Genomic DNA, 16,085 nt, shown 5'->3' with positions numbered 1-16,085 from the left:
CGTCCGCACCCCAGGGCACCCAGGGCAAGGACGCCCACCGCCAGCTGTCATACGGAGAACGCCATGACCCGCACTCCCGTGAACGTCACCGTCACCGGCGCGGCCGGCCAGATCGGTTACGCCCTGCTCTTCCGCATCGCCTCCGGCCAGCTGCTCGGCGCGGACGTGCCGGTCCGGCTCCGCCTCCTGGAGATCACCCCCGCGCTCAAGGCCGCCGAGGGCACCGCCATGGAGCTCGACGACTGCGCCTTCCCGCTGCTCCAGGGCATCGACATCTCCGACGACCCGAACGTCGCCTTCGACGGCGCCAACGTCGCCCTCCTGGTCGGCGCCCGCCCCCGCACCAAGGGCATGGAGCGCGGTGACCTCCTGGAGGCCAACGGCGGCATCTTCAAGCCGCAGGGCAAGGCCATCAACGACCACGCCGCGGACGACATCAAGGTCCTGGTCGTCGGCAACCCGGCCAACACCAACGCGCTGATCGCCCAGGCCGCCGCCCCGGACGTGCCGGCCGAGCGCTTCACCGCGATGACCCGCCTCGACCACAACCGCGCGCTGACCCAGCTCGCGAAGAAGACGGGCTCCACGGTCGCCGACATCAAGCGCCTGACCATCTGGGGCAACCACTCCGCCACGCAGTACCCCGACATCTTCCACGCCACGGTCGCCGGCAAGAACGCGGCCGAGGTCGTGAACGACGAGAAGTGGCTGGCCGAGGAGTTCATCCCGACCGTCGCCAAGCGCGGTGCGGCGATCATCGAGGCCCGCGGCGCGTCCTCCGCCGCCTCCGCGGCCAACGCCGCGATCGACCACGTCCACACCTGGGTCAACGGCACCGCCGACGGCGACTGGACCTCCATGGGCATCCCGTCGGACGGCTCCTACGGCGTCCCGGAGGGCCTGATCTCCTCCTTCCCGGTCACCACCAAGGACGGCACGTACGAGATCGTCCAGGGCCTGGAGATCAGTGACTTCTCCCGCGCCCGCATCGACGCCTCGGTGCAGGAGCTGGCGGAGGAGCGCGAGGCGGTCCGCGCCCTCGGCCTGATCTGAGCCTCCCGCACCCCGACGGGCCCCGCGCCGGATTCCTCCGGAGCGGGGCCCGTCCGTGTCCCGTGGGGCGGTTACTCCATCCCGCGCTTCCCCGGCGTCCAGAACGGCTTGGTCAGGACCGCGCGCCGGTCCCACCCGGCCTCCTGGACCAGTACCTTCCGCACCGCCTGCACGGCACGTGCCTCCCCGGCGACGTACGCCACCCCGCCGGGTTCGGGAGCGAGCCGCCGTACCGCCTCCGGCAGCGAGGTCTCGGTCCTGAGCACCCAGTCGAGGCGCTCCGCGTGGGTGAGGGGCAGCCGGTCGGCGGCCGTCTCCGTCTCGACGCAGCCGGAGATCCGGACCTCCTCGGGCAGTGCCGCGAGCATCGCGCCGAAGGCGACCGCCGCCGTCTCGTCGCCGACGAAGACATGGTGGGCGGCGTCGGGACGCAGCGTGAAGGTGCCCTCGGGCCCGCGCAGCCGCACCTGCTCGCCCTTCTGCGCGGTCCGGCCCCACCGGGCGCCCGGCCCGCCCTCGGGGTGGTCGAGGACGCACAACTCGACCACGCCGGAAGGGTCGTAGTGCCAGATCGAGTACGTCCGCAGGGTCAGGCCGGCCACCAGGACCCGGACCTGCTGGCCGGGCCGGACGTCGAGGCCGGCGAGCTGGTCGCCGTCGACGCGCAGCCGGCGCATCCGGGCGGTGAGCTGTTCGGCCTCGGTGACGGTGCCGCGCAGGGTCAGCAGGTCGAGGACGGGGTCCAGGAGGGCGGGCATCGGGGGCTCCTCAACGGGCCGGGGTGCGGAGGGAGTTGCTCAGGCGCCGGTCGAACGCGATAGTACGCGTTCCGGATCGGACGCGATAGTACGTGTCGGGATGCGGCCGCCGTGGCCGGCCACCACGAGCGCCGCCCGTCCGGGCACCCGCTGCCGGCCGGCGAGCCGACCCCCGAGCGGTACGCGACCGCGGCCGGTCACCTGAACGTCTCGCGGCGCGGCAAGCTGCACGGCCCGGTCGACGCCGCGCCGGCCGAACTCGCTCTGGAGCGCCGGGTGGTGGGTTCCGGCGGCACCTTCCCGGCCTCCCTCCTCGTGCTGCGCGAGTCCGGCCTGATCGGCCCGGCCTGGCACTTCCGCCACGACGCGACCCGGCGCACGCCTGGCTGCGGAACCGCGTACGGGAGCCGATGACCGGGGCCTCCGGCGCCGTTGTCGGCGCCGGATCACAGCCGTTCATTTGAATTCGATACTCACGGAACGTAATCGCCCGCGCATTCAAAATTTCTTCGAATGTACGGGCGGTGTGAATTATACAACTTCTCTTCCGGGTGACTGAATTCCCCCGAACGCTCCAAATCCCGCCCGGCGCGACGGTCGTTAGGTGACCGTGACGCGATTGGACTGGTGCGCAGCCGAAGATCATCCGACAACCGTGCTCCGCTGGCCCGGTGGTATGGATATCACCTCATGCTCGGACCTGCTCGATGATTTCCTGAAGAGAATCAACACGATGGAAAATGAATATCGGCGGACCATGGCGGATCTGTACGGGGCCTTCTGAGGCAGGGTGCGGAGGTAATCGATGGACGGGATTCAGCACGACTCGGGGCCGGGTCTGTACGACCACCCCGGCTTCTACGACCACCCCGGTCTCTACGACCACGCCTGGGGTGTCCCGGAGCCGGACGTCGCGGCGAACGACTGGGACCCGGTCGAGGAGCTGGCGCAGATACTGTCCGCACCGACTGTGACCACGGCCCCCACCCTGCTGGACGTGCCGGCCCAGCGCCGGGGCAGCCGCCGGCGGGTCCGCCACCGGGTCCGCCACGACTCCCACCTGCTCGACGGCGGCCGGAGCGTCACGCACATCACGCTCCTGATCGCGACGGTCTCGCTGTGCGCGGTGTCCATGCTGGCCTGGTCCCTCTGCTACTCCTACGCCCAGCTGCGCGGCATCGCCTCCTCGGTGCTCCCCGGCGGGCTGGCGCAGTACTGGCCGCTGACGGTCTACGGCCCGTGGTTCGTGGCGGCCCTGTCCGTCCTGCGGGCCACCGCGCAGCGCCGGAGCGCGCGCCGCTCCTGGTGCGTCGTGCTGGCCGCCTCCGTGGTGGCCGTGGCCCTGTGTGTCAGCCACTCGTCCCACGCCCTGCTGTCCTTAGTCATCTTCGGGATTCCGCCCGTCACCGCCCTGGTCTGCTTCTGGGAGCTGGTCGGCCAGATCTCGACCAAGAGCGGGCCCCGGCACGCCACGCCCACCGCATCGGCGAGCACCACGTCCTGAACCCGAACCGCCCCCCGGGAGCCTTCGCTCTCCCGGGGGGTTTGTTCATGCATGTCCGACTGTTCAGTGACGCCGCGCACTTTCGGTCGACGATTGCGCATGCAATCCGAGACCGAGGGCAGGTGCCGACGGTCCCCGAGTGTGACCCGGTTGTCACCCAGGGGCACCGAACAGGAACGGAAGGCAATACCGATCATGGCGGACAGCACGGCACGAGCGACCATCCATGCCGGAGGCGACTGGCTGGCAGCGGTCTCCGGCGCGACGCGCGAGATCATCGACCCCGCGGACGGCCTGCCCTTCGCCGTGGTCGCCGAGGGTGACGAGAAGGACGCCGAGGCCGCGGTGGCCGCCGCCCGGCACGCCTTCGACACCGGTGACTGGCCCCGGACCCCCGTCGCCGAGCGCGCCGCCCTGCTCCGCCGGGTCGCCGACCTCCTCGTGCGCGACCGCGAACAGCTCGGGCTCCTGGAGAGCCGGGACGCGGGCAAGACGGTCGAGGAGGGCCGCGTCGACATCGACTGCGTCGCCGACGCCTTCCGCTACTTCGCCGACCTGGTCGCCGCGGAGGGCGCGGGCCGGGTGGTCGACGCGGGCTCGGCCGACATCCACAGCGTCGTCGTGTCCGAACCGGTCGGCGTGTGCGCGCTGATCACGCCCTGGAACTACCCGCTCCTCCAGGCGAGCTGGAAGATCGCCCCGGCGCTCGCGGCCGGCAACACCTTCGTGGTCAAGCCCAGCGAGCTCACCCCGCTGACGACGGTCGCCCTGATCGGACTGCTCGCCGAGGCCGGACTGCCCGCCGGTGTCGCCAACCTCGTCACCGGCCCCGGCCACACCGTCGGCGCCCGCCTCGCCGAGCACCCCGGCGTCGACCTGGTCTCCTTCACCGGCGGCCTGGTCAGCGGCACCAAGGTCGCCCAGGCGGCGGCGCCCACCGTCAAGAAGATCGCCCTCGAACTGGGCGGCAAGAACCCCAACGTCGTCTTCGCCGACGCCTGCGCCACGCAGGAGGGTTTCGACACCGCCGTCGACCAGGCCCTCAACGCCGCGTTCATCCACAGCGGCCAGGTCTGCTCGGCCGGCGCCCGGCTGATCGTCGAGGAGCCGGTCAGGGAGCGGTTCGTCGCCGAACTCGCCCGCCGCGCCGCCCGGATCCGGCTCGGCCGGGGCACCGCGGACGGCGTCGAGTGCGGCCCGCTCGTCTCCGCGCAGCAACGCGCCAAGGTCGAGGCGTACGTCGCGTCGGCGCTGGCGGAGGGCGCCGTGCTGCGCGCGGGCGGCAAGCGCCCCGAACCGTCCGCCGACCGCCCGGCCGGCGGCTACTTCTACGAACCCACTGTCCTCGACCAGTGCCACCGCGGGATGCGGGTCGTGCGCGAAGAGGTCTTCGGCCCGGTCCTCACCGTCGAGACCTTCCGCACCGAGGACGAGGCGGTCGCCCTCGCCAACGACACCGAGTACGGCCTCGCGGGCGCCGTGTGGAGTACGGACGCCGGGAAGGCCCGCCGGGTCGCGGGGCGGCTGCGGCACGGCACCGTCTGGATCAACGACTTCCACCCCTACCTGCCGCAGGCGGAGTGGGGCGGCTTCGGAAAGAGCGGCACCGGCCGCGAACTGGGCCCCGCCGGGCTCGCCGAGTACCGCGAGACCAAGCACGTCTACCAGAACCTCGCGCCGAAGCCGGTGCGCTGGTTCGCCGGCTGAGTTCTTCCGACCGCCGTACCGAAGAAGCCTCTTGGAGCTCCCCCCATGTCCCACACCCCCCACGTCTACGACTACGTCGTCATCGGCGGCGGAACCGCCGGTTCCGTCATAGCCTCCCGCCTCACCGAGAACCCGGACGTCACCGTCGCCGTCATCGAGGGCGGCCCGAGCGACGTCGGCCGCGACGACGTCCTCACCCTGCGCCGCTGGATGGGCCTGCTCGGCGGCGAGCTGGACTACGACTACCCGACCACCGAACAGCCGCGCGGCAACTCCCACATCCGGCACAGCCGCGCCCGGGTGCTGGGCGGCTGCTCCAGCCACAACACCCTCATCTCCTTCAAGCCGCTGCCCTCCGACTGGGACGAGTGGGAAGAGGCGGGAGCCAAGGGTTGGGGCGCGGTGCCGATGGAGGCCTACTACGCCCGCCTCCTCAACAACATCGTCCCGGTCGACGAGAAGGACCGGAACGCCATCGCCCGCGACTTCGTCGACGCCGCCCAGGAGGCGCTGGGCGTCCCGCGCGTGGAGGGGTTCAACCGGCGGCCGTTCACCGAGGGCGTCGGCTTCTTCGACCTCGCGTACCACCCCGAGACCAACAAGCGCTCCAGCGCGTCGGTGGCCTACCTCCACCCGGTACTGGACGAGCGCCCCAACCTGCACCTCCTCCTGGAGACCTGGGCGTACCGCCTGGAACTGGACGGCACCCGGGCCGAAGGCGTCCACGTCCGCACCAAGGACGGCGAGGAACTCCTCGTGCGGGCACGCAACGAGGTCGTCCTGTGCGCCGGCGCCGTCGACTCCCCGCGCCTCCTCCTCCACTCGGGCATAGGCCCGGCCTCGGACCTCGAGGCCCTCGGCATCCCGGTCGCGCACGACCTCCCGGGCGTCGGCGAGAACCTCCTCGACCACCCCGAGTCGGTGATCGTCTGGGAGACGAACGGCCCGATCCCGGAGAACTCCGCGATGGACTCCGACGCGGGCCTGTTCGTCCGCCGCGACCCCGAACAGCCGGGCCCGGACCTGATGTTCCACTTCTACCAAATCCCGTTCACGGACAACCCCGAGCGCCTGGGCTACGAACGCCCCGCGCACGGCGTCTCGATGACCCCGAACATCCCCAAACCCCGCAGCCGCGGCCGCCTCCACCTCACCAGCGCCGACCCGTCCGTGAAGCCCGCGCTCGACTTCAGGTACTTCACCGACGAGGACGACTACGACGGCCGCACCCTCGTCGACGGCATCCGCATCGCCCGCGAGATCGCGAGGACCGAGCCGCTGGCGGGCTGGCTGAAGCGCGAGGTGTGCCCCGGCCCTGAGGTCCTCGGCGACGCGGAACTGAGCGAGTACGCCCGCAAGGTCGCGCACACCGTCTACCACCCGGCCGGCACCTGCAGGATGGGTGCGGTCGATGATCAACTGGCCGTCGTCGATCCCGAGTTGCGCGTCCGCGGCCTGGACGGCATCCGCATCGCCGACGCCTCCGTCTTCCCGGCCATGCCGGCCGTGAACCCGATGATCGGGGTGCTGATGGTCGGCGAGAGGGCCGTGGACCTCCTGAAGGGCGGTGCGTGATGACCGGTACGACCCCTGTCTTCTCCGTCGAGGGCCTGTGGAAGGTGTTCGGCCCCAAGGCCGACCGCGTCCCGGCCGACCCAGAACTGACCACCCTGTCCCCGGCCGAACTCCGCACCCGCACCGGCTGCACGGCCGCCGTCCGCGACGTCTCCTTCGACGTGCGCAAGGGCGAGGTCTTCGTGGTGATGGGCCTGTCGGGGTCCGGCAAGTCCACCCTGGTCCGCTGCCTGACCCGGCTCATCGAGCCGACGGCCGGTGCCATCGCCATCGACGGCGAGGACGTCCGTGCGATGGACAAGGGCCGGCTGCGGGAACTGCGCCGGCACCGGGCCGCGATGGTCTTCCAGCACTTCGGGCTCCTCCCGCACCGGTCCGTCCTCGACAACGTCGCGTACGGCCTGGAGATCCAGGGCGTCGGCCGGTCCGAGCGGCGAGAGCGGGCCGCCGAGGTCGTCGTCAAGGTCGGCCTGGAGGGCATGGAGCAGCGCCGCCCCGGCCAGCTGTCCGGCGGCCAGCGCCAACGGGTCGGCCTCGCACGGGCGTTGGCCGTGGACCCCGAGGTCCTCCTGTTCGACGAGCCGTTCAGCGCGCTCGATCCGCTTATCCGGCGGGACATGCAGGAGGAAGTGGTCCGCCTGCACCGCGAGGAGGGCCGCACGATGGTCTTCATCACCCACGACCTGTCCGAGGCGCTCAAACTCGGCGACCGCATCGCCCTGATGCGGGACGGCGGGGTGGTCCAGCTGGGCACCCCGGAGGAGATCGTCGGCTCCCCGGCCGACGACTACGTCCGCGAGTTCGTCCGCGACGTGCCGCGCGAGCAGGTGATGACGGTCCGCTCCGCGATGCGTTCACCGGACGGGACCGGAGCCGCCGACGGCCCCGCGATCAGCCCGGAGGCGACCGTCGCCGAGGCGATCGAGGCGGTCGCGGAGGCCGGCGTCCCGGCACGCGTCGTGGACGGGGACCGCTGCGTCGGCATGCTCGACGCCGACACGCTGCTCGGCGTCGTGGCGAAAACCGCCCCGGCCGTCCCGCCGGCCGCGAGCGGTCGTGGGCCGCTCGCGCAGTTCCCCGCGCCCCTGGGTGGGGATGCGGAGCCCCGGCCGGAAGGCGCCCCCGCTTCGGGCGGTTCTTCGGCCGCGGGTGGTGGTGGGCCGGTCGCGCAGTTCCGCGCGTCCCTGGGTGGGGATGCGGAGTCTCGGCTGGATGGTGCCCCGGCTTCGGGGAGTTCTTCGGCCGTGGGTGGTGGTGGGCCGGTCGCGCAGTTCCCCGCGCCCCTGGGTGGGGACGCGGAGCCGCGACCGGATGGTGCCCCGGCTTCGGGGAGTTCTTCGGCCGTGGGTGGTGGTGGGCCGGTCGCGCAGTTCCCCGCGCCCCTGGGTGGGGATGCGGAACCCCGGCCGGAAGGCGCCCCCGCTTCGGGCGGTTCTTCGGCCGCGGGTGGTGGTGGGCCGGTCGCGCAGTTCCCCGCGCCCCTGGGTGGGGACGCGGAGCCCCGGCCGGAAGGCGCCCCCGCCCCGGCCGTCCCTCCGGCCGCAAGCGGTCGTGGGCCGGTCGCGCAGTTCCCCGCGCCCCTGGGTGGGGACGCGGAGCCCCGGCTGGAGGGGCCCCCGGTCGCGCAAGTCCGCGCGTCCCTGGGTGGGGACGCGGAGACACCGTTGGAAGGTGGGCCGGACGCCGTCACCGCCCCTGCCGCGGGTGTCGGCGAAGCCGACTCAGCCGCGGGCAGTCGTGCCGCTGGGGCGGCACGGGTGGGCGCGGCGGCACCCCGTCAGCGCGGGCACGTGACACCCCCTGCCCCCGGCACCAACCCGGAGGGCGTCTGATGGCGACGATCACTGTCCCCGCTCCGCGAGCGATGCGCACGGTCCGTCCCGCCGTACGCAAGCTCCTCGTCCTGGCCGTAGCCGCCGCGATCCTCGTCCCCCTCGCCAACGCCCGCTGGGCGTCCGCCTCCTGGCCCAGCCACCTCACCGTCGATCTGTCCGCTCCCCTCACCTCCGCCAGCAACTGGGTCATCGACAACCGGGACACCCATCCCCTCTTCCTCTACTTCTTCGGCTACATCAGCGACGCCGTCGTCCTGACCGTCCGCGCCGTCTACCTGACCCTCCTCGCCGCGGGCTGGCCCGGCGTCACCGTGGTCGCCGCCGCCGTCGCGCACCGCCTCGCGGGGACGCGGCTCGCCGCCGGTACGGCCGCCGCGTTCCTCGCCTGCGGCGCCCTCGGCATGTGGGTGCCGACGATGCAGACCCTCGCGCTGATGGTCGTCGCCGTGCTCGCCTCCGTCGCCGTGGGCCTCGTGCTCGGCCTCGGTGCCGGGCTCTCCGACCGGCTGCACCGCGCCCTGCGCCCGGTCCTCGACACCATGCAGGTGCTGCCCGCCTTCGCCTACCTCCTCCCCGTCGTCCTGGTCTTCGGCATCGGCGTCCCCGCGGCCGTCCTCGCCACCGTCGTCTACGCCGCCCCGCCCATGGCCCGGCTCACCGCCCTCGGCCTGCGCCGCGCCGACCCCGAGGTCCTGGAGGCCGTCGACTCGCTCGGCGCCACCCGCGCGCAGCGGCTGCTGACCGCCCGCATCCCGCTGGCCCGCAAGGAACTCCTGCTCGGCCTCAACCAGACGATCATGATGGCCCTGTCGATGGCGGTCATCGCGTCCGTCATCGGCGCCGGCGGTCTCGGCGACCGCGTCTACCAGGCCCTCGCGTCGGTCGACGTCGGCGCGGCCCTCGCCGCCGGTGTGCCGATCGTGCTGCTCGCGGTCGTACTGGACCGCATCACCGCGGCGGCGGGCGAGCGCGGCGACACCCGGAAGCCCACCGTCGGCCTCCTGTACGGCCTCGGCGCCACCGTCGCCGTCGCGCTCGCCGCCCGCCTCCTCGGCCGTCTCGACTGGCCCACGGCGTGGACCCTGAACTTCGCGGAACCGGTGAACCGTGCCGTCGACTGGATGACCGCCCACCTGTACTCGGGCGTACCGGTCGTGGGCGGCACCGCCGACTGGGCGGGGCACTTCACCACCTGGATCCTCGACCCCGTGCGCTCGGGGCTGCAGTGGCTGCCCTGGTGGGCGGTGCTGTTCGTGGTCGCCGCGCTGGCCTGGCTGATCGGCACCTGGCGCACCGCGCTGACCGCCGTCCTCGCGATGGCCGCGATCGGCGTGCTGGGGGTCTGGGAGCCGTCGCTGGACACCCTCTCCCAGGTCCTCGCGGCCGTCGCCGTGACGCTCGTCCTCGGCTTCGCGACCGGCATCGCCGCCGCCCGCAGCGACCGGGTGGAGCGGGCCCTGCGGCCCGTCCTGGACGTCTTCCAGACCATGCCGCAGTTCGTGTACCTCATCCCGGTCGTCGCGCTGTTCGGCGTCGGCCGCGCGCCCGCCGTCGCCGCCGCCGTCGTCTACGCGCTGCCGGCCGTCGTACGGATCACCGCGCAGGGGCTGCGGCAGGTGGACCCGGCCGCCCTGGAGTCCGCGCGGTCGCTCGGCGCGACCGGGCGCCAGCAGCTGCTGCAGGTCCAACTGCCGCTCGCGCGCCCGGCGTTGCTGCTCGCCGTCAACCAGGGCGTGGTACTCGTCCTCGCCGTCGTCATCATCGGCGGCCTGGTGGGCGGCGGCGCCCTCGGGTACGACGTCGCCTTCGGCCTCGCCCAGGGCGACCTGGCCACCGGACTGGTCGCCGGTGCGGCCATCGTCTGCCTGGGGCTGATGCTCGACCGGGTCACCCAGCCCACGGAACGCCGTACGGGAAAGGGGGCGTGACCATGCGCCGTACGACACTCGTCGCCGCCGCCTCCGTCCTCGTGCTCGCCACCGGGTGCGGTGCCGCCGACATGACCAAGCAGGCCTCGCCGTTCGCGGGCGCGCAGGGCGCGAAGACCGTGACCCTGTCCGTGCAGTCCTGGGTCGGCGCGCAGTCGAATGTGGCCGTCGCCCAGTACCTCCTCGAGCACAAGCTCGGCTACCGCGTCGACACCGTGCAGGTCGACGAGGTCCCGGCCTGGGACGCGCTCAGCCAGGGCCGCGTGGACGCGATCCTGGAGGACTGGGGGCACCCGGACCAGGAGAAGAGGTACGTCGACGACAAGAGGACCATCAGCCGGGGCGGGGGGCTCGGGGTCACCGGGCACATCGGCTGGTTCGTGCCGACCTACCTCGTCAAGCAGCACCCGGACATCACGGACTGGAAGAACCTGAACAAGTACGCCTCGCTCTTCCGCACCGCGGAGAGCGGCGGCAAGGGACAGCTCCTGGACGGCTCACCGTCGTACGTCACCAACGACAAGGCGCTGGTGAGCAACCTGAAGCTGGACTACCAGGTCGTCTTCGCCGGGTCCGAGGCCGCCCAGATCACCCAGATCAAGCAGTTCGCCAAGGAGAAGAAGCCCTTCCTCACCTACTGGTACGCGCCCCAGTGGCTGTTCAAGAAGGTGCCGATGACCGAGGTGCGGTTGCCGGCGTACAAGGAGGGCTGCGACGCCGACGCGGCCAAGGTCGCCTGCGCGTATCCGCACACCCCGCTGCAGAAGTACCTCAACACCGGCTTCGCGCGCAGCGGCGGCAGGGCGGCGGCCTTCCTGAAGAAGTTCACGTGGACGACCGAGGACCAGGACCAGGTCTCCCTCATGATCGCCGACCAGAAGCTGAGCCCCGAGGAGGCCGCGAAGAAGTGGGTGGACGGCCACCCCGAGGTGTGGAAGCGCTGGCTGTCCTGAGCCGGCCGCCGGGCGTGCCGCCGCGTCACCGGTCCGGCCGTAGGCCGGTGACCCGAAGGTATGTCCGGCGGTTACCCCTCCGGCCGATGCCCGAGGGAGGCGTACGTGGTCTACACGCGCAAGAACGTCAACAGGCTGACCCGAGCCGAGCGACGCCGGTTCGTGGACGCGCTGCTGGAGGTCAAACGCCGGGGTGAGTACGACGAGTTCGTGCGGATCCACATCACGCACAACTCCGCCGACCGGGAACACCGGTTGCGCACCGCCCACATGGCGCCCTCCTTCCTGCCCTGGCACCGCAAGCTGCTGCTCGAACTGGAGTGGGCGCTGCGCCGGGTGGACGCGTCGGTGACGGTGCCGTACTGGGACTGGACCCGGGACCGGGCGCCGGGCTCCCTGCCGTGGGCCGACGATCTGCTCGGCGGCAACGGGCGGCGCCCGGACCGGCAGGTGATGACGGGCCCGTTCGCCTACCGGGCGGGCCACTGGAAGATCACCGAGAACGTGACCGACGTGCCGTACCTCACCCGGGACCTCGGCCATGCCCGTGCCCCGATCCAGCTGCCGACCGCGCGCGACGTCGAGTTCGCGCTGGCCGACCCGGTCTACGACAGCTGGCCCTGGAACTCGGCCGTCACCCGCGGGTTCCGCAACAAACTGGAGGGCTGGGGGAGCGGCCGGGGGAGCGTCTCCTGGCAGAACCACAACCGGGTCCACCACTGGGTCGGCGGGGTGATGGTCAGCGCCGCGTCCGTCAACGACCCGGTCTTCTGGCTGCATCACTCCTTCGTCGACCTGCTGTGGACCCGCTGGCAGCAACGGCATCCCGGCCACACCTACCTTCCCGCCGGGCCCCCGGGCGCGGGTGATCCCCAGCACGGCCGGGTCGTGGCCCGGCACCAGCAACTGCCGCCCTGGAACGTCACTCCGGCCGAACTGGAGGACGTGCGTGGGATCTACAGATACGAGTGAGGTAGTGCGCTTGTCCGTTCGAGATGTCACACGTCCCGCTGAACTCACGACGACACAGCGATCATCGCGCGCGTACGGCTTGCCGTTGATGATGAAGCTGGTGTCTTCTGCGAAGGAGAGCCACCGTGCGAATTTCTGACATCCAGCGCTGTGAGATCCGGCCCGGACGGCTCGTCGAGTGGAGGTTCAGCCCGGTGACGATCGCGGCCGCGGCGGCGCTGCCGCCGGATCCGCGGCCGCCGGCGTACATCCAGGAGTCGCACATCAGAACGGCCCGGTCGGTGCGCGAGGACGGGCTGTTCGTACCGACCTGGCTCGGCGCGGCGTTCGACCTGCCGGGCGAAGTCGATCTCGACGCGCTGGAAGGGGCGTTGCGCGGCTGGACACTGCGGCACGAGACGCTGCGCAGCGGCTTCCGGTGGGCCGGTGACGACATGCAGCGGTTCACGCTCGCCGAGACCGACGTGTCCCTGCACCGCGAGGTGGTCGGCGAGTTCACCGACGCGGGGGCGCTCACCCGGTACCTGCAGGATCGGTTCGACGCCGCGGCGGACGCGCTCGGCTGGCCGAACCTCATCTACACCGCCGTCGTACGCGAGGACTCCACCAGCGTGTACATGGCCTTCGACCACACCAACGTCGACGCCTACTCGATCCACCGGCTCCCGGAGGAGATCAACGGGCTGTACGCGGCCGCCGTCGCGGGAAGCCCCGTGACCGGCCCGTCCGTGGGGAGTTACGTCGACTTCTGCGAGCAGGAGCGGGCGAACGCGGACGGCATCGACGACGCCCACGCGATCGTCGCGCGCTGGCGGGAGTTCATCGCCCGGTGCGGCGGCCGGCTCCCGGAGTTCCCCGTCGACCTCGGTGTCGAGCCCGGCGGGGTGCTGCCCGCCCAGAAGCTGGTGTGCGAGCCGCTCGTCGACGCGGACGCCGCCGCCGCGTTCGAGGCGTACTGCCGTCCCTACGGCGGCAGTCTGGTGGGCATCCTGGCCGCCACCAGCCTGATCGTCCACGAACTCGGCGGCCAGCCGGTGTACCGCACCGTCGTGCCCTTCCACACCCGGCTGAAGTCCGCGTGGTCGGACTCGGTGGGCTGGTACGTCGGCGGCGCACCCATCGAGGTGCCCGCGGCCCGGGACCTGGAGAGCGCGCTCGACACGGTCCGCGCCGAACTGCGGGCCAACCGGTCCCTGGCCCGCATCCCGCTCGCCCGCGTACTGCGGCTGCTCGGCGCGGACTTCAGGCCGACCTCGCCCGACATGTACTCGATCATCTCGTACGTGGACGCCCGGCTCATCCCCGGCGCGGCCGACTGGGCCGAGCAGAAGGCGTACGGGCTGCTCCGGGTCTCGTACGGGGACCAGGTGTGCGCCTGGGTCAACCGGCTGCACGAGGGACTGTGGTTCGCCTGCCGCTACCCGGACACCGACATCGCCTACAAGAACGTGCGGCGGTACGTCGAGCGGCTGCGGGACCTGATCCTCTCCGTGCCCGCGACCGATCGCCCGCGGCCCGCGGAGCTGGCGCTCTCCTGACCCAACTCCCCCCGTCCATAAGGTGATTATGTGTTGCTATGTCACTCTGGGGATGGATGTCCGTTGTGGAACCTCTTGTCCCGCTACTGCTAGTGTTCTTGCCATCACGCTAGGCAACCACATCGCTGTATGAGCAGCTGTACGAGCAAAGGACCGAGGGTTCCATGCGCAAGCTTCAGCAGGTCGTGATCGCAGCAGTGGCGGCGGCCGGCGGTCTGTCCGCCGTCGCCGCCGCCCCCGCCGTGGCCGAGTCCTACGACAGTGGGCCGCAGGTGTCCAACCACTACCGCCCCTACCAGGAGTGCAGCCCGCAGACGGTGTCCGAGAACGACGTCCCGATCGGTGTGCTCGGCCTCGCCGACACCCTCGACACCACCTGCGGCCAGTACAACCAGGCCTTCGGCGGCTGAGTTCGGCGGGTGTCCTCACGACAGGAAGCGCATCACATGTTCAGCGGGAAGATCAGCGGGAAGAAGATCGCGGCTGTCTCGGGGCTCCTCGGCGGCCTCGCCGTGGCCTGCGCCGGTCTCGCTCCGGCGTACGCCGCGGCGGGTCCGGGCAAGTGCACCGACGACCTCATGGGCAACCTCACCTGTACCCAGCGGATCAAGGGCGAGGTTCCCGAGGGCGGGTCCATTCCGCACCAGGAGACCTGCAAGCCGGTGCAGCCCGTGCAGTTGCCCGCGGTCCTGGGGCAGGGCACGGAGCGGCTCGGGCCCGAGGTGACCTGTTCCCCCGGGACCGTCGGGGTGGCACCCGTGGAGAAGGGCGACGAGCCGGAGTCGCCGGCCGACCCGTTCGGTGTCATGGGCCGGATCCTTCCGGTCGGCGGCCGGTAGCGCTTGTACGACAGACGGGGCTGAAGCGCAACTCGGCGGGTGTGGATCCTCGGTTAGCTACGGAGTGTGTGTATATGCTCACATTAAGTAGTCGAGCCGGGCGCTACCGCCTGGACCAGAAAGGGTCAATCATGCGTAAGTTTCAGCGCGTCGCACTCGTAGCGGCGACGGTTGCGGGGCTCTCCTTCCTCGGTGCCGGGGTCAGCTCCGCCGCCGGTGGCGAGGACGCGCCTCCGCAGATCACCGCCGTAGCCAACTCGACGGCCAACGCCCTGGCCGTCGGTGGTGGTTACTACGCCACTCCGCAGGCCCAGCCGCAGGGTCAGCCCGAGGCTCAGCCCGAGGCGCAGCCCGAGGCGCAGCCGCAGGAGCAGGGGAACTCCGGCCCCGAGCAGGGCGGTTACGACCAGAACCAGGGTGGCGAGTAAAAACGCATCCCGCACGAACTCGGTATCCCGCGCCGGCACCGCTCCGGTCCGCTTGCCGGTGTACTGAGTGACAACCATGGCGAAAGCAGCCCGGACGCACCCCGACTCCGTCGAGGTATGCGTCCGGGCTGCTTTGCGTCGCCCTTCGCAGAGAAAGACAACTCATGTTCACTGCACGGAAGATCGCCACCGTCTCGGGGCTCGTCGGAAGTCTCGCCGCGCTCTGTGTCGGCGCCGGGCACGCGTACGCGGACCCGTCCCCGGGCGACTGCAGGACCACCGCCCAGGGCGGCACCGTCTGCGTTCACAAGAGCGAGACGCGTATCGACAAGAACGGCACGCATGTCGTCAAGCAGGCGCAGGACTGCTCGACCTCGGACCGTCCACGCGTGGTGTTCCCGGACGACCGGCTGACGGGTGAGGGCTTCCACGGCGTCGGGGAGGTCGTGGACTGCTCCAACAAGGCCGAGTTGCCCAAGGGCTTCAAGCGGCCGCACGTCGAGTTCTGAGGGCCCCGGAAACGACAGTCCCCGGTTTCCCGGCCGATGGCCGGGAAACCGGGGACTGTTTTCTGCGTCCTACTTGCCGAACGCGCTGTTGCTGCAGCCCATGCTCGAACCCAGGGACGACTGCTGCGCACCCGAGTTGCCCTCGCCGTTCAGCAGGTTGCCGCCCAGGCCGTTGAGAATGCCGACCTCGCCGAGGATGTCGAGGTTCAGGTCGTGCGACTTACAGCTGCTGCTCTGCTGGATGTTGAATTCGTCGCCCTTCTTGCCCCAGCCCTGGTCGGCGTGAGCGGCGCCGGCGCCGAGGAGCCCGAAGCTCCCGAATGCGGTGACGAGAACGGCGGCGGTGCGGAGCTTGTGCATGTCATCTCCGATGAACGAGGTGTGGTGGATGCGATCTGCGAGAAATCGCGATCTGTGTCATAAAGGCTGATACGAAATACCCGAGACAAACGCGCGACGCGCCGAATGCCCCTGTATTTCGCTGCT

16 protein-coding genes and 1 pseudogene are annotated in these 16,085 nt (G+C 71.3%); 15 read left to right on the top strand and 2 right to left on the bottom strand.

Annotation, left to right across the window (positions count from 1 at the left end; genetic code table 11):
- The first annotated feature begins 63 nt into the window (after positions 1-63).
- Positions 64-1,053 (top strand): malate dehydrogenase, encoded by a 990-nt coding sequence (locus BLW82_RS16615; protein WP_093499545.1) that lies wholly within the window; start codon positions 64-66, stop codon positions 1,051-1,053.
- A 71-nt stretch (positions 1,054-1,124) separates the two neighbouring features.
- Here the strand turns inward: BLW82_RS16615 and BLW82_RS16610 are convergent, their stop codons facing one another.
- Complete coding sequence (locus tag BLW82_RS16610; RefSeq protein ID WP_093499544.1) at positions 1,125-1,811, bottom strand: siderophore-interacting protein; 687 nt, start codon at positions 1,809-1,811, stop codon at positions 1,125-1,127.
- Positions 1,812-1,922: 111 nt separating this feature from the next.
- Here BLW82_RS16610 and BLW82_RS16605 point away from each other — a divergent pair, with 111 nt between their 5' ends.
- The 14 genes and pseudogenes from BLW82_RS16605 (at position 1,923) to BLW82_RS16545 (ending at position 15,599) form a co-directional block, all read left to right on the top strand.
- Complete coding sequence (locus BLW82_RS16605) at positions 1,923-2,225, top strand: type 2 periplasmic-binding domain-containing protein (protein ID WP_177232972.1); 303 nt, start codon at positions 1,923-1,925, stop codon at positions 2,223-2,225.
- A gap of 190 nt (positions 2,226-2,415) precedes the next feature.
- The gene (locus BLW82_RS43900) at positions 2,416-2,595 is read left to right on the top strand and encodes a hypothetical protein (RefSeq protein WP_143063672.1); all 180 of its coding nucleotides are present in this window, start codon (positions 2,416-2,418) and stop codon (positions 2,593-2,595) included.
- Between the two features lie 21 nt (positions 2,596-2,616).
- Positions 2,617-3,315, top strand: a complete 699-nt coding sequence (locus BLW82_RS16600) for a DUF2637 domain-containing protein (RefSeq protein ID WP_093499543.1) — start codon at positions 2,617-2,619, stop codon at positions 3,313-3,315.
- A gap of 195 nt (positions 3,316-3,510) precedes the next feature.
- On the top strand, positions 3,511-5,022 hold the full coding sequence (locus BLW82_RS16595; RefSeq protein ID WP_093499542.1) for an aldehyde dehydrogenase family protein: 1,512 nt from the start codon (positions 3,511-3,513) through the stop codon (positions 5,020-5,022).
- Between the two features lie 45 nt (positions 5,023-5,067).
- The gene (locus BLW82_RS16590) at positions 5,068-6,597 is read left to right on the top strand and encodes a GMC family oxidoreductase (protein WP_093499541.1); all 1,530 of its coding nucleotides are present in this window, start codon (positions 5,068-5,070) and stop codon (positions 6,595-6,597) included.
- A pseudogene (locus BLW82_RS16585) lies at positions 6,597-7,640 on the top strand (glycine betaine/L-proline ABC transporter ATP-binding protein); the annotation flags it as partial. The gene BLW82_RS16590 and the pseudogene BLW82_RS16585, both read left to right, overlap by 1 nt.
- A 788-nt stretch (positions 7,641-8,428) precedes the next feature.
- On the top strand, positions 8,429-10,360 hold the full coding sequence (locus tag BLW82_RS16580) for an ABC transporter permease (RefSeq protein WP_093499540.1): 1,932 nt from the start codon (positions 8,429-8,431) through the stop codon (positions 10,358-10,360).
- 2 nt (positions 10,361-10,362) lie between these two features.
- A complete protein-coding gene (locus BLW82_RS16575) occupies positions 10,363-11,313 on the top strand; it encodes an ABC transporter substrate-binding protein (protein WP_093499539.1) in 951 nt (316 codons plus the stop codon).
- A gap of 105 nt (positions 11,314-11,418) precedes the next feature.
- Positions 11,419-12,285, top strand: a complete 867-nt coding sequence (locus BLW82_RS16570; RefSeq protein ID WP_093499538.1) for a tyrosinase family protein — start codon at positions 11,419-11,421, stop codon at positions 12,283-12,285.
- A gap of 125 nt (positions 12,286-12,410) precedes the next feature.
- On the top strand, positions 12,411-13,823 hold the full coding sequence (locus BLW82_RS16565) for a condensation domain-containing protein (protein WP_093499537.1): 1,413 nt from the start codon (positions 12,411-12,413) through the stop codon (positions 13,821-13,823).
- 164 nt (positions 13,824-13,987) lie between these two features.
- A complete protein-coding gene (locus BLW82_RS16560; RefSeq protein WP_093499536.1) occupies positions 13,988-14,233 on the top strand; it encodes a hypothetical protein in 246 nt (81 codons plus the stop codon).
- A gap of 36 nt (positions 14,234-14,269) precedes the next feature.
- Positions 14,270-14,662, top strand: coding sequence for a hypothetical protein (locus BLW82_RS16555; protein ID WP_093499535.1), 393 nt, complete (start codon positions 14,270-14,272; stop codon positions 14,660-14,662).
- 131 nt (positions 14,663-14,793) lie between these two features.
- A complete protein-coding gene (locus BLW82_RS16550) occupies positions 14,794-15,090 on the top strand; it encodes a hypothetical protein (RefSeq protein WP_143063671.1) in 297 nt (98 codons plus the stop codon).
- A 164-nt stretch (positions 15,091-15,254) separates the two neighbouring features.
- Entirely contained in the window at positions 15,255-15,599 is a 345-nt protein-coding gene (locus BLW82_RS16545; protein WP_256215832.1) for a hypothetical protein, read from the top strand.
- Positions 15,600-15,668: 69 nt separating this feature from the next.
- Here the strand turns inward: BLW82_RS16545 and BLW82_RS16540 are convergent, their stop codons facing one another.
- Positions 15,669-15,959: a hypothetical protein gene (locus BLW82_RS16540; RefSeq protein WP_093499533.1), complete on the bottom strand. Its 291-nt coding sequence runs from the start codon at positions 15,957-15,959 to the stop codon at positions 15,669-15,671.
- Between the last annotated feature and the right edge of the window lie 126 nt (positions 15,960-16,085).

The organism is Streptomyces sp. Ag109_O5-10 (assembly GCF_900105755.1).
GTDB lineage: Bacteria > Actinomycetota > Actinomycetes > Streptomycetales > Streptomycetaceae > Streptomyces.
This window is presented reverse-complemented; position numbering and strand designations above follow the sequence as displayed.